Source organism: Niveispirillum lacus, from assembly GCF_002251795.1.
GTDB lineage: Bacteria > Pseudomonadota > Alphaproteobacteria > Azospirillales > Azospirillaceae > Niveispirillum > Niveispirillum lacus.
Genome location: NZ_NOXU01000028.1, coordinates 61,126 through 74,429, shown reverse-complemented (window position 1 = coordinate 74,429; position 13,304 = coordinate 61,126). Strand labels below are relative to the sequence as shown.

General features: G+C 62.8%; 7 protein-coding genes. 6 read left to right on the top strand and 1 reads right to left on the bottom strand.

What is annotated here, in order from left to right; translation table 11 throughout:
- Nucleotides 1-209: 209 nt before the first annotated feature.
- Entirely contained in the window at nucleotides 210-1,016 is an 807-nt protein-coding gene (locus CHU95_RS10875; protein WP_133065506.1) for a DUF6973 domain-containing protein, read from the bottom strand.
- A 541-nt stretch (nucleotides 1,017-1,557) separates the two neighbouring features.
- On the opposite strand from CHU95_RS10875, the gene CHU95_RS10870 reads away from it, so the two are divergent.
- From CHU95_RS10870 to pbpC, 6 genes are all read left to right on the top strand, one after another.
- Nucleotides 1,558-2,199: a GntR family transcriptional regulator gene (locus CHU95_RS10870; RefSeq protein ID WP_094456368.1), complete on the top strand. Its 642-nt coding sequence runs from the start codon at nucleotides 1,558-1,560 to the stop codon at nucleotides 2,197-2,199.
- 178 nt (nucleotides 2,200-2,377) lie between these two features.
- A complete protein-coding gene (locus CHU95_RS10865) occupies nucleotides 2,378-3,274 on the top strand; it encodes a dihydrodipicolinate synthase family protein (protein ID WP_207762445.1) in 897 nt (298 codons plus the stop codon).
- A gap of 19 nt (nucleotides 3,275-3,293) precedes the next feature.
- A complete protein-coding gene (locus CHU95_RS10860) occupies nucleotides 3,294-4,292 on the top strand; it encodes a 4-hydroxyproline epimerase (RefSeq protein ID WP_094456482.1) in 999 nt (332 codons plus the stop codon).
- 65 nt (nucleotides 4,293-4,357) lie between these two features.
- Complete coding sequence (locus CHU95_RS10855) at nucleotides 4,358-6,151, top strand: DUF885 domain-containing protein (RefSeq protein WP_094456366.1); 1,794 nt, start codon at nucleotides 4,358-4,360, stop codon at nucleotides 6,149-6,151.
- Nucleotides 6,152-6,259: 108 nt separating this feature from the next.
- Nucleotides 6,260-11,200 carry an alpha-2-macroglobulin family protein gene (locus tag CHU95_RS10850; RefSeq protein ID WP_094456365.1) on the top strand — a complete coding sequence of 1,647 codons (4,941 nt, stop codon included), beginning with the start codon at nucleotides 6,260-6,262 and terminating at the stop codon, nucleotides 11,198-11,200.
- Complete coding sequence (gene pbpC, locus CHU95_RS10845; RefSeq protein WP_245838140.1) at nucleotides 11,197-13,239, top strand: penicillin-binding protein 1C; 2,043 nt, start codon at nucleotides 11,197-11,199, stop codon at nucleotides 13,237-13,239. The genes CHU95_RS10850 and pbpC overlap by 4 nt, the downstream gene beginning before the upstream one ends.
- Nucleotides 13,240-13,304: the final 65 nt, after the last annotated feature.

Sequence of the window (13,304 nt, the reverse complement as noted above, 5' to 3'; positions counted from 1 at the left end):
GTGTTTGCACAGACCGGCAACACGCTCGCTCTACCTTTGATCTCCGTCCCAGCGATCGGAACCGGTCGCTGGGTGTCAGTCACCACCGCCGTCAGTCGGTGGCGCGGTTTTACGACCGAAAGAGAACTACGCTGATCGGGCCAGCCCTTGCTTAGGGCTGGCCCTTTTTGTGCTATCACTCATTATCTCAAGCTGTGTGCGCCGCCGGTTCATTGGCTGCCGGAGGCCGCAGACACAGGCACGAGGCCGTGATCATTGATCGACACGCTGGCCGAACATGCCGGCTTGCCATCTTTGCCAATGACCACCATGTCGCCATTGTGCACAGCCGCTTTGATCAGATCGGCCAGTTGTTCATCACTTGCAAACGGGTTATTGACCGCGATTTGCCGCCCGACGGCATTGTTGAACAGATCCATTGACATGCGACCGGGCGGGTTGCCAGGAACCGCCTCATGGGCCGTTGCGAATTTCTCCGCAAAATCAGAACCGAACCGCTTGGTCATCAGGGCGTTCCAATAAGCGTGACGAAACGCGTCAGTATGCCCGTCATTGCCATACCACTCTTCAAGACGATCAGGCGGTATATGTTGGGGCGTGAAAAGTGCCGCAGGATAGGCCTTTCGCGATTTATCAAACGACTGATCACGAATGGATTGCATATCATTCATTCGGGGCAGTGATGTGAAGAAACCATCCTTCAAATCGTCGATGATCAGGCCGTAAAGCATGTCAGCCTCAACGGTCGTTACTTTTATGCTCGGCACCACCTGTTTCAGCAGTGTGTTGACCGGAGGCGGAAACAACTTGAACCGTGAATCGACTGGCAAAAAGGGCGTATCCAATGGAAAATTCACCATATTTAAAGGCTCCACCCGGTATTTTTCCATCAGATCCAACAATAATACACTATTGCATCTGAGCCTTGGTGGCGGTGCTGGGCATTTCTGGATGTAATATGGTTCGTTAACATTACAAGATAATGCATTCGACTGCGCTTGGCTGATTTTAAACATGCTCTTCTCAACATTGTGGTCTGTTGCCATGAAAATAATGAATGTATGCGTAAAATTGCAGGGCGCAAAACAATTATAATTGTATAAATTGGTTCATTTTCAGTGATTATTATTGTATTGCCAGCAGCCACGTGGTGATCAGCACATGAGGGGCTTTCACCGCCAACAGCGCTCTTTGATACCGAACACCGTCCCGGCGCGTCCTTCGTAACAGTGCGGGCCTATGATGTGAGATCCGACGTGAAATTTGGCGCCCAACCGGTCCCGTGCCGCCTGTCAATCCATAGAGTCGGTTGATACCCGAGAGGCCTGTGGGTGGTGGAAGCCATCCATGCTTTCAGTGAGGCAAGAGGCCACTGGCCCCCAACCATGGCGGGAAAGGCGACAGATCAGGGATCGGACGCAGCGGAAAACAGCAAAGCTGGACGGTCATCCGCCCGATTTCATCGTCGCATGGCGGCATCAACGGGAATTGTATAAGGTTAAATGGCTGGCGCGGGCATGATGCCCACCGGCGGTCCATCTTTCCAAGTGGCGCTTGATGAGCATCGTTGTCAGAACCCTGTCCGACCAAACCTATGAAGTTGTCCGGCGGCGAATATTGTCTGGGGGTATCGCACCGGGAACGCCGGTGCGGCAGGATGTGATTGCCACCGAACTGGGGGTCAGCAAAATCCCCTTAAGGGAAGCGCTGGGCCGGCTGGAGCAGGATGGGCTGCTCACCTCCTACCCCAACCGGGGCTATGTGGTACGGCCCATGTCGATGGGTGAAGCATCGGAGATTTTTGCCCTCCGCCTGAAGCTAGAGCCTGGTGCGGTGGCCGATGGCGCAGGGCGGGCAACAATCAACGATCATGCGGCGGCCCGTGCTGCCCTGGAAGCCTTGGAAAAGAACCAGGATCTGGACGGCGCCGATCATGTCACCCAGAACCGGTTGTTCCATCTGTCGATGATCCAGCCCGCCGGCCCGGTGACTTTTCAACTGCTGACCCGGCTGCTCATTCTGTCGGAACGCTATGTGCGGATGCACCTGGAACCGAAGGGGCGTGAGGACCGGGCCAAGCGCGAACATCGCGCCATTCTGGACGCCTGGACCGAGGGCGACGCGCCGCTGGTTGAGGGATTGATCCATGACCATATCCAGGCGACCCTGGATGATCTGCGCGAACAACTGGGAGATTGACCTGTCCCCACCTTTATTGGGCGCCGCCAGAGTTCCAGCGCCGCCGCAGCAGCGGGGATAGCGCTTTATTTCTCAAAAAGTATATCGTATACGATTATCAATCCCTTTAGGGCACCTGTGTGATCGACGCATCGAATGCGTTCGTTTGCACCGGTCACATAACGACGGAGCGATGATCATGGCCGCGCTTTCCTGGACGGGTGTTTATCCCGCCGCCACCACGCAGTTCACCGAGGACCTTTGCGTTGATTATGACGCGACGGCCGGCGTGCAGGATGCGCTGATCCGCGACGGGGTGGATGGTTTGATCCTGCTGGGTACCTGTGGCGAGAACAACTCCCTGGAACCGGACGAAAAGCGCGCCATCCTGGACCGCGCCCGCAGCGCTGTGGGCGGGCGTGTGCCTGTGGTTGCCGGCGTTTCAGAGTTGACCACCAAACGGGCGGTCGCCTTTGCGCGGGATGCCGAGTCGCTTGGCGTTGATGGGCTGATGCTGCTACCGGCCATGGTTTATGTGCCGACCGAGGAAGAACTCTATACCCATTTCAAAAGCGTGGCCGATGCCACCAGCCTGCCCATTATGCTGTACAACAACCCACCGGCCTATCGGGTGTCGATCTCCGCGCGGGTGCTGAAAAAGCTGGCGGATATTCCGAACATCGTCGCGGTCAAGGAAAGCGCACCAGACCCCCGCCGCTTTACCGACCTGATCAATGAATTCGGCGACCGCTATGTGCTGATGGCTGGTCTGGATGATGTGGCATTGGAGGGCATGATCCTGGGCGCCCATGGCTGGGTTTCCGGACTGACCAGTGCGTTTCCGCAGGAATCGGTCGCGCTGATCAAAGCGCTGCAGCGGGGCGATATTGCCGAAGCGCGGCGCATTTATCGCTGGTTCATGCCGCTGCTGCACCTGGATGCGGAGCATGATCTGGTACAGTCGATCAAGCTGGCCGAACAGATCATGGGGCGTGGTTCAGAGCGGGTGCGTCTGCCGAGGCTGCCGCTGGCCGGGGAACGCCGCGCGCAGGTGACCGCGATGGTTGAGAAGGCCGCGGCAACGCGGCCGATCTGAGGTGGCGACGGAGACAGCCATGCGCCATACGTTCTTTTGCATCGACGGACATACAGCCGGTAATCCGGTCAGACTGGTTGCCGGCGGGGCACCGTTGTTGCGTGGCGGGTCCATGGCCGAACGCCGACAGGATTTCCTGGAGCGTTTCGACTGGATCCGCACGGGTTTGTGTTTTGAACCGCGCGGCCATGACATGATGTCCGGCGGCTTTCTCTACCCGCCCACCCGTGACGACAGCGATATCGGTATCCTGTTCATCGAAACCAGCGGATGTCTGCCCATGTGCGGGCATGGCACCATTGGCATGATTACCTTCGGCCTGGAACACGGCCTGATCCTGCCACGGCAGCCGGGCCACCTGCGGGTGGAAGTGCCGGCGGGCATCATTGATATCGAGTATGGCACCGAAGGCCAGCGCGTCACCTGGGTGCGTATCCGTAATGTGCCCTCCTATGTCGCTGCCATGGGCGTGGCGATCGAAGTGCCCGGTTTTGGCCCGCTGTCGGTCGATGTTGCTTATGGCGGGAACTATTACGCGATTGTTGAGCCGCAGGGCCCCTATCAAGGGCTGGATGATCTGGGGGCCGCGCGCATCGTCGAACTTTCGCGCAGTATTCGTACCCTCATGCGAGAGAAGATCGAACCGGTACATCCCGTTGACAACCGTATCCGCGGCGTCTCCCACGTCCTGTGGGCGGACAAGCCGCGTGGCGACGGCGCTGATGGCCGCAATGCTGTGTTCTATGGCGAGCGGGCCATCGACCGCAGCCCGTGCGGTACGGGCACCTCGGCCCGGCTGGCGCATCTTGTCGCCAAGGGAAGGCTGGCCGTGGGTGACCAGTTTGTGCATGAGAGCTATATCGGCAGCCGCTTCATCGGTAAAGTGGAGGCCATTGCCGATCTCAACGGCCAGAAGGCGATCATCCCCTCCATCCAGGGCAGCGCCATTGCCACGGGGTTCAATACACTCTGGATCGACCGCGAAGACCCGTTCTGGGCGGGATTCACGGTTATCTAGCCGTCATCATCTCGCCATCGGGCACGCGCAACCAGCCACAGCAACAACCCACAACAGGTTCAGCCATGCCAACCCTCGCTGCCCGGACCCGCCACCGCCCTGCCCTGGCCCAAGCCCTCGGGGCTGGTCTGGCGCTGTTCCTGATGGGCAGCGTTGGAGCCTGGGCCGGGCCGGTGGAGGATCTGCGGGCAGTTGTTGATGCCTATGACCAGTTGTTGAACCGGTTGGACCCGATTGGTGCGGCGCAGCGCGGTGATCTGGAAGCGGCCCGGCGCTGGCCCGATGACAGCCCGGCCGCTATCCAGGATAAGGTCCGCGCCATCACCAACCTGCGCGACCGTCTGGCCGCCATCCCTGCCGCCAGCCTGTCCGGCCAAGACGCGCTGAACCACGCGTTGCTGCTGCGCAAGCTGACCATGGACCTGGAAGGTGCGCGCTTTGATGAAGAACGCATACCATTCAACAGCGACAGCGGCTTTTTTTATGTCCCCAGCTACACCGCCAGCAGCACCCGCTTGCGCACTGACGCAGAGGTTGAGGCCTATCTGATACGGGTTGCCGCCCTGCCGGCCTATTACGCCACCAATATCGCCAATATGCGGCGCGGGCTGAAAACCGGCTTTGTACAGCCCCAACTGGTGGCTGAGGCAGCGGTGCGCATGACCCGCACCCTGGCAGACCTCAAGGCGGACGACCACGCCCTGCTGGAACCGCTGAAATCCCTGCCGGCTACGATACCGGCGGACCAGCGGACAGCATATCTGGCGCGCGGCCGGGCCCTGGTGATCGAGTTGGTAAAGCCTGCGGAAGCAGCCGTGGCTGATTTCTTTGCCAAGGAATATCTACCCCAGGCGCGGGCCAGCCTCGGTGCCGCCAGTCTGCCCGAGGGCAAGGCCTATTATGCCTATCGGGTGAAGCGCGAAACGACAACCGACCTGAGCCCGGATCAGGTGTTCGCATTGGGCCAGACAGAGATTGCCCGCATTCGCGCTGCCATGGACGATGTCATCAAAGAGACGGGTTTTTCAGGAGATTTCAAGGCGTTCTTGCACTTTCTTCGCACATCACCTGAATTTTATGCGACCTCGCGCGAACAGCTCCTGGAAAAATCGAGCCGGCTGGCCAAACGGATCGACGACAAGTTGCCTGAATATTTCAGCCTGCTGCCCCGCCTACCCTATGGTGTGCGGCCTGTGCCGCCAGAAATTGAAGAGGGCTACACGTCCGGTCGGTACCATCCGGGCAGCCCTGAACAGGGTGTGGCCGGCGGCCTGATGATCAATACGTCGCATCTCTCCATGCGGCCGCTTTATGAGCTGCCGGCTCTGGTGGCGCATGAGGGGGTGCCCGGCCATCATTTACAGATCGCCTTGGCGCAGGAGCTTCAGGGGGTGCCGCAGTTCCGTCGGCAGGAGGATATCACCGCCTATATCGAGGGCTGGGCGCTGTATACGGAACAATTGGTGGCAGAAATGGGCCTGTATACGACGCCCTATGAACGGTTTGGCATGCTGTCGATGGAGATGTGGCGGGCGTGCCGCCTGATCATGGATGTCGGTATCCATTGGAAGAATATGGGGCGCGAGGAGGCCGCGAGCTGTCTGCGCGATAACAGCGCGTTGGCCGAAAAGAACATCCAGAGCGAGACCGACCGCTATATCGGCTGGCCGGGTCAGGCGCTGGGTTACAAGATTGGACAGTTGACGATATCAGACTTGCGGGCGCGGGCAGAAAAAACGCTGGGTCAGAACTTCGATATCAGACAGTTCCATGCCCTGGTGCTAAACGACGGGCCGATGCCGATGACCATGCTGGCACAGCGCATTGATGCGTGGATCGCGGCAGGCGGGGGCAAGTGACCGCCCCTGCCCACAAGAGGTAAAGCCGCCCAGTCTGTCCGGCCGACCGTTGTGTTGCCATAATGCTGTTGGCACCCTCTCTCCTGTGTGGGGAGTGCGGGGGACATCATGGCAGTTTCAAAACGGGTGGCGCTGTCGGTTGTTGTTGTCGCGGCGGTGGCGGTTGGGGCCATTGCAGGTTGGGCGGCCTTTTACGGCGATGATGGCCAGAGTGGAACGGTTGTCACCGGCAGTGTGTCGCCGCCCAGCAGGAAACCGGTAACGCCGACATCGCTGGCCCCGTTGGTCGATGACAGCGTCTTCCGTTTCACGCGCGTGACAACGCAGGCCAGCGGCGCCGTGGCAGAGGCCTGTCTGGTTTTCAACAAACCCCTGGATGAGACGGGTACTGTCAATTACGCCGACTATGTCGACCTGCCGACAGAGGTAAAAGCTGGCTTCCGGGTTCAGCGAGAAAAACTGTGTCTGTCCGGCCTGGCCTTCGGCCGGGAGTTCAGTGTCGGTATCCGCCCTGGCCTGCCTGCGGCTGCGGATGGGGCGTTGGTCGAGGGGCAGAATGTCACCCTGGCCCTGAATGACCGACCGCCTGCCGTGGCGCTGGGTCAAGGCTTTATCCTGCCGCGCGAGACAGGGGACGGGCTGCCGATCACGACGGTGAATGTCGAACGGCTATCCATCAAGCTGTACCGTGTGGGTGACCGGATGCTGGCCCGCATGCGCCAGGATTTTGTGGATGAGCGCAGCATTTATCCCTACAGCGCGCGGGACGTGCAGGAGGATGAAGGACGGTTGGTCTGGCAGGGAGAAATCCCCGTGCAAGGGCCGCGCAACAGCGCCGTGACCACGCTGTTTCCCTTGGCCGACGCGGTGGGCAGGACCGAACCCGGCGCCTATCTGCTGGTCGCCGCCAATCCCGATGCGCCGCGCGCCGGCGATGAGGAGGGTCTTTATTATTCAGAGGATTACCGGCCGCAGGCCGGGCAATGGCTTGTGCAGTCTGACCTGGGCCTGACCAGTTTTCGTGGCGATGACGGATTGACCCTGTCGATCCGGTCGCTGGCCAGTGCCAAGCCCCTGGCGGGCGTAAGCATCACCCTGATTGCCCGGAATAATGAGGTGTTGGGCGAAGCCAAGAGCGACGGTTCGGGCATGGTTCGGTTCCAGGCCGGCCTGTTGCGCGGCGAGGGTGGAATGGCGCCGGTCATGATCATGGCCTATGGCGCAGGCGGGGATTTTAACTTCCTGGATCTGCGCCGGCCCGGTTTCGACCTGTCCGACCGGGGCGTGGAGGGTCGGCGCCCCGCAGCGGCGGCGGATGCTTTTCTGTACACCGAACGCGGTATCTATCGCCCCGGCGAGACGGTTGAACTGATCGCTCTGTTGCGTGACCGGGAGGCCTTGGCCCTGCCCAGTCGGCGACTGACCATCACGGTGAAACGGCCCGACGGCAAGGAGCATCAGCGGTTTGAGCTGCCTGATGAGGGGGGCGGGGCCGGGCACCTGTCGATCACCCTTCCTGCCAGCGCCAATCGTGGCCAATGGGAAGCCGCCGCCCATGCCGATCCCGAAGGCCCGGCCATTGGGACGGTGCGGTTTCAGGTGCAGGATTTCGTACCGCAGCGACTGGCGGTCACCATCGACAACAAGCCAAACCGTCTGTCGCCGGGTGAAGCACTGTCGCTGGCGGTGAATGCCCGCTTTCTCTATGGCGCGCCGGGGTCCGCCCTGGCCGGTGAAGCGCGATTGACCCTGGAACCCGATCCGGCCCCCTTCCCCCGTCACAAGGGCTTCCGCTGGGGGATGCCGGCCGATGAATTCACTGTTGAACCAGTGGAACTGACCATCAGCGAAACCGATGCGGCCGGCCAAACGCAGGTCACTGGGACGGTGCCGGCGGATTTGCCGGGCACACAGCCCCTGCGCGCCGATATCTATGTCGCCATCCGCGAACCGGGGGGGCGGGCCACGGCGGAACATGTCTATGTGCCGGTACCGGTGACGCCAGTGTCCATCGGCATCCGGCCACAGTTCGCTGACGCTGTACCGGAGGGGGCGCGGGCCGGGTTCGAGGTGATGGTCGTTGATGAAGATGGCAACCCGGTTGTCGCCAAGGGCCTGTCCTGGCGATTGGTCAAGGATACCTCCACCTGGCAATGGTTCCGGAGCGGCGGTGCCTGGAAGTACCAGCGTGTGCCACAGGAAAAACTGGTGGCCAGTGGTACCCTGGACGTTGGCGCCGATAAACCGTCTGTTCTGTCACAGGCGGTTACCTGGGGCGGATATCGACTGATTGTCACCGATTCCGCCAGCAAGGCGGAAACAGCCTTGGCTTTCTCAAGCGGCTGGTATGGCGATAGCGGCCCGGATCGGCCCGACCGGCTGAAGCTGGCCGCCGACCGTGCTGGCTATGCTCCTGGCGATACGGCCCGGCTGCGTATCGATAGCGAGGCGGCGGGCGAGGCGTTGCTGGTCATCGCCAATGAGAGGGTGCATGAGACCCGCACCATCGCGGTGCCCGCCGGTGGCACCGATGTCCAGGTGACGATGGGGGCCGACTGGGGCCCCGGTGCTTATGCGCTGGTCACCTTATACCGACCGTTGACCGAAAAGCTGGGCCACGCGCCGGTGCGGGCGGTTGGCGTGGCCTGGCTGGGCCTGGATGCGGGGCGGCGTACATTGGGTGTGACGATCACGGCACCACAGAGGGTTCTGCGGCGTCAGACGGTTGAGGTGCCGGTCGCGATCTCGGGGGCGGGCAAACAAGCACATGTCACCCTGGCCGCTGTAGATCAGGGCATCCTGCAACTGACCCGCTTCACCACGCCGAAACCGCAGGAACATTTTTTGGCGAAACGGCAGTTGGGCGTGTCCATGCGTGATGATTATGGCCGCTTGATAAGGGCGCAGGCGCAAAGCGATGATCAGGGCGGCGACGGGTTCGGTGGACGCGGGTTGGATGTGGTGCCAACCCGGACCGTCGCCCTTTTCTCCGGTATCGTGCCGCTGGACGCAAGGGGTAAGGCCAATATCCCCCTGACCATTCCGGATTTTCAGGGTGAACTGCGCCTGATGGCGGTGGCCTGGGACGCAGAGAAGTTGGGATCGGCGGAAACCCGGCTGACAGTGCGTGACCCGGTGGTGGCCGAACTGATCCTGCCGCGCTTCCTGTCGCCGGCTGACGCGGGCCGTGCCACAGTGCTGCTGCATAATGTGGAGGGCATGGCCGGTGATTATCGTGTGAGCGTGTTGGCCAAGGGACCGGTCGCCGGTGGACTGGCGGAACGGACCATCAATCTGGCAGCGGGCGAACGGCAGGTGTTTTCTGTGCCGCTGGACGGCAATGCTGCGGGCATCGGCACCGTCACGCTGAGCGTATCGGGGCCCGGCGGCTTCAAGGTTGACCGGGCCTGGCCCATTCAGGTGCGCCCACCGCAATTGCCGGTCACGCGGGAGATGGTGGCCACCCTGGCGCCGGGCGAAAATCTGCTGCTGCCGGCCGATCTTCTGGAGGGGATGGTGCCGGGTTCGGAAAGTGTCGCGCTGTCGGTATCGCGCTGGCAGGGACTGGATGTGCCGGGCATGCTGCGCTGGCTGGACCGGTATCCGTTCGGTTGCCTGGAACAAACGGTCAGCCGGGCCATGCCCCTGCTCTGGTTCAACGACCTGGCCCTGATGGCCGGCAGTGCCCAGGACAAGGGGATCGCTGATCGGGTGCAGAACAGTGTGGACCGTGTTCTGTCCCTGCAGGACCGGGAAGGCGGTTTCCGGATGTGGGGACAGTATGGTGACGCGGCCGATCCGTGGATGTCGGTCTTCGCCATGGATTTTCTGGAACTGGCGTCTGACCAGGGCTTTGTGGTGCCGGCGGATGCATTGATGCTGGGCCGTCAATGGCTGGGTAATGCCACCACCCGCTCTTACCCACCCGCTGTCCGGGCCTATGCGTCCTGGGTGCTGGCGCGCAAGGGCAAGGCCAATGCCGGCGACCTGCGTTACTTCCACGACAGTACGATGCCGACACAGGCCCTGGCCGCAGCCCATCTCGGCGCAGCACTGGATGCGGTGGGCGAGCGGGCACGCGCGGGGCAGTCCTTTGCCGCAGCCCAGCGGCAATTGGCGGATTGGCAGGCCAACGAGGCGGCGGAGCAGCAGGCACGGGATAAGGCCCGGCGCACCGGCCAGACCGCCACCCTGCCGGAACGCACCGACACCTATGGCAGCCGGCTGCGCGATACCTATGCTGTGGCCAGCCTGATGGCGGCTGGGGGCCGGGGCGCCGGCGTTCCCGGCATTCTGGACAGCGTCGGGATGCTGGACAGTCGCGCCGATGCGACCAATACCCAGGAGAAAGCCTGGATGTTGCGCGCTGCCGCCAATCTCGCCCCAAAGGGGGTACGCTTGTCGGTAGCCCTTGATGGCGCGGCCCTCGGCACAGGTGATCCGGTGTCGGTACCGCTGACACCCGAGCGGTTGCGCAGCGGGGTAACGCTGGCCAACCAGGGCGAAACCGGGCTGTACCGGACATTGTCGGTGGAGGGCGTGCCCGTGGACCCGGTGCCCGCTACCGAAGCCGGCATCACCCTGCGCAAAAGCCTTTACAGTGCCGATGGTCTGGTTATCGACCCGGCATCCGTGAAGCAGAATGATCGGATCATCATTGTGGTGGAGGGCAATGCCAGTGAGGCCGCCATCCGGGGGGATTACGCCATTCTCGACCTGTTGCCCGCCGGGCTGGAGGTGGAAGGCGTGATCCGACCGGAGCAGGCCAGTTATGCCTGGTTGGGTCGGCTGAGCGACACCAACATTGCCGAAGGACGTGATGATCGGTTTGTCGCGGCAGTGTCCCTGCCCGTTTATCGGGAAGATGACAAGGGCGCCATCGGTCTATCGGGTTTCAGTCTGGACCGACGCTGGGGTTTCCGAATTGCCTATGTGGTGCGGGCAGTGAGCCCAGGTCGTTTCGCCCTGCCCGCCGCCCTGGCCGAACATATGTATGTACCCAAGGTTAAGGCGCGCACGGCGATGGGCCGGCTGGAGATTGCGGAGTGAGCAGGCGCCGCCGTCTGGTCCTGGCCGGGGCTATGGTGGCGCTGGCTGCGGGGCTGGTTGTCGCCGACCTGTTGTTGCCACCCGACATGGCGCGGTGGCAAGGGCGGTCGGTAGAGGTGCTGGACAGTGAGGGGCGGCTGCTGCGCGCCTTTCCCACTGCGGAAGGGGCCTGGCGGCTGGCCACGGATCAACAGAAGGTCGACCCGCTTTATCGCGCGATGCTGCTGACCGTGGAAGATCGGCGCCATGAATGGCATCCGGGTGTCGATCCGCTGGCCATCCTGCGCGCCGCTGCCCAGGCCGCCCATCATGGGCGGGTGGTGTCGGGCGCATCCACCCTGTCCATGCAGGCGGCACGGCTGCTGTCACCGCAGCCCCGGACTGTTACCGCCAAATTCAGCGAGGCGCTGCGGGCGTTACAGTTGCGCCGCCGTCTAGGCCGTGATGGGGTCTTGTCGCTTTATATGAGCCTGGCGCCTTTCGGCGGACCGCTCGAAGGGGTGCGGGCGGCGTCGCTGGCCTGGTTCGGCAAGGAACCTGGGCAGTTGACCCCGGCACAGGCGGCGCTGCTGGTAGCGTTGCCGCAATCACCGGAACGGCTGCGACCCGACCGGTTTCCACAAGCGGCATGGGCAGCGCGGGCAAAGGTGCTGGATCGGGCAGCGGCGGCCGGTCTGATCGCGGCGGATGTGGCAATGGTGGCGAAAGACGAACCGCTGCCTGCCGCCATGCTGCCCCTGCCCGCCCTGGCCCCGCATCTGGCCGAACGGCTGGCGACCGGTGAAGCGGCGGGGGCGCTCATCCGTACCGGCATACGCACCGATTTGCAGCGCGCCCTGGAAGGGCTGGGAAGGGCCGAACTGGCGCGGATGGAGCCAGGAGGTGATTTAGCGGTGCTGGTCCTGGCCAACCGCGACCGGCGGGTGCTGGCCCATCTGGGCAGCGGTGACTGGCAGGTCCGGCAACTTGACCTGTCGCGGGCGGTACGATCACCGGGATCAGCGCTGAAACCCTTCATCTATGCCCTGGCCTTTGATGACCTCTCCTTGCATCCCGGTACATTGATTGAGGATGCGCCCCAGCGGTTCGGTGACTGGCTGCCGCGGAATTTTGATGATGGTTTCCATGGGGTGGTGACGGCACGCGAGGCACTGCAACGCTCATTGAACATTCCAGCCGTACGTGTGCTGGAACGGGTGGGCCCGGCCCGCATGACCGCACTGCTAACCATTTCGGGGGCGGAATTGTCTCTGCCAATGGCGGCGGAACCGGGTCTGCCTTTGGCCCTTGGCGGGGTGGGCATCCGACTGACCGACCTGGCCATGTTGTACGCAGCGTTGGGAGATGACGGGCTAACAAAGCCGTTACGATACCGGATTGATACACCAGAGCCTGACAGGAGTGGACGGCTGGTGGGAGTGGCGGCGGCGCGTGCGGTGCTGGGTGTGCTGCGCGACAGTCCCCTGCCCGATGGACTGGCTGGGGGGCAGGGTATCGCCGGACGGCGGCGGGTCGCCTTCAAGACCGGCACATCATTTGGTTTTCGCGACGCGTGGACAGTCGGGGTTTCGGGTGATTACACGGTGGCGGTATGGATCGGCCGGGCTGATGGAGCGCCCCGGCCGGGCGCGGCGGGGCGACTGACAGCAGCCCCCCTGATGTTCCGGGTCTTTGACCTGCTGCCGCCCGACAAGCCACGGACCCCGGTGCCGGAACCCGACCATGCGTTACTGCGCGCCACCCCGCCGCCGGGACTGGCGCGACTGGACGGTGGCGGGCCGGCAGCGCCGCGTGTCGAACGGCTGCGCATCCTGTTTCCCCCCGATGGGGCAGAGGTGGAGGCGCTGGCGGAGGGGGTGTCCTTGTCGGTCGCCGGGGGCACACCACCTTATCGCTGGGTCGCGGATAATGTCCCGCTGCCCGATAACAGCCGGTTCTGGCGGCCCGCCGGCCCCGGTTTTGCGCGCCTGACGGTGATGGACAGCACCGGTCAGCGGGCCAGCGCCGCCATCCGGGTCCAGGTACCGACGGGCCCCTAGTACCCCGCCCCCGTGATCGGAACCAATCGTCGGACTTTCATCACCAGCGCCACCATCCAGCCGCT